Annotated in this window: 3 protein-coding genes; 2 read left to right on the top strand and 1 reads right to left on the bottom strand. The window is 69.3% G+C overall.

Annotated elements, in window-relative coordinates:
- Both MJ785_RS11740 and MJ785_RS11735 read left to right on the top strand, forming a co-directional pair.
- On the top strand, nucleotides 1-261 hold a 261-nt coding region (locus MJ785_RS11740), incomplete at its 5' end, for a WD40 repeat domain-containing protein (RefSeq protein ID WP_370652928.1).
- Nucleotides 171-671, top strand: a complete 501-nt coding sequence (locus MJ785_RS11735) for a WD40 repeat domain-containing protein (protein WP_370652927.1) — start codon at nucleotides 171-173, stop codon at nucleotides 669-671. The genes MJ785_RS11740 and MJ785_RS11735, both read left to right, overlap by 91 nt.
- Here the strand turns inward: MJ785_RS11735 and MJ785_RS22275 are convergent.
- The gene (locus MJ785_RS22275; RefSeq protein WP_370652929.1) at nucleotides 658-792 is read right to left on the bottom strand and encodes a VWA domain-containing protein; all 135 of its coding nucleotides are present in this window, start codon (nucleotides 790-792) and stop codon (nucleotides 658-660) included. The two genes, MJ785_RS11735 and MJ785_RS22275, sit on opposite strands and share 14 nt — an antisense overlap.
- Nucleotides 793-801 lie beyond the last annotated feature (9 nt).

The raw sequence follows: 801 nt of genomic DNA, 5'->3' as shown, positions 1-801 counted from the left end.
GACGGCTCCATGATCGCCTCCGGGGGAGACGGCACGGTCCGGTTGTGGGAGGTTGCGACCGGGCGGGAACTGCGTACCCTGACCGGCCACACCGACTGGGTGTGGTCGGTGGGGTTCTCCCCGGACGGCTCCATGATCGCATCCGGGGGTGACGACCGCATGGTCCGGTTGTGGGACGTCGCGACCGGGCGGGAACTGCGCACCCTGACCGGCCACACCGCGGGGTGTGGTCGGTGGGATTCTCCCCGGACAGCTCCATGATCGCATCCGGGGGTGACGACGGCACGGTCCGGCTGTGGGATACCGCGACCGGCCAACAGATCGCGACCGTCATCGGCATTCGGGACGGGTGGGCGGTTCTGCTGGCGGACGGCTCATACAAGCTGGTCGGTGAGCCGGCCGGCTCCTTCTGGTGGGTGATCAAAAACGTCCGCTTCGAGCCTGGCGAGCTGGACGACTACGACCCGACCATCCGGCGCGTCCCAGCAGACACACCGCTGCCCCTGCCCGCCGGCTGGCACCCTGTCACGCCCCGGGTAGCCCCACCCGGTCCACGACCGTCCCCAGTAGCTCCGCCCGATCCACGGCCCCCCGCTGGGGCGGTATCTTCTGCCAGCGCCGACGGCGGCCTTCGAGCCCCGCCGGCCTGGTCACCGGTCAGGTACCGATGACCAGGCCGTGGGCGCGTGCCTGGGTGAGCCACCGCGGGTACTCGTACATCAGCAGATCGAAGAGCTGGTCATCACCGATCGACGTCGGGTCGGCAACCGAGAAGAAGTTCGCGTTGTCCAGGAATCGTCC

It is taken from the genome of Protofrankia sp. CiT1 (assembly GCF_917627335.1).
Taxonomy (GTDB): Bacteria; Actinomycetota; Actinomycetes; order Frankiales; family Frankiaceae; genus Protofrankia.
The sequence above is the reverse complement of the archived record's forward strand: the minus strand, read 5'-3'. Positions and strand labels throughout refer to the sequence as shown.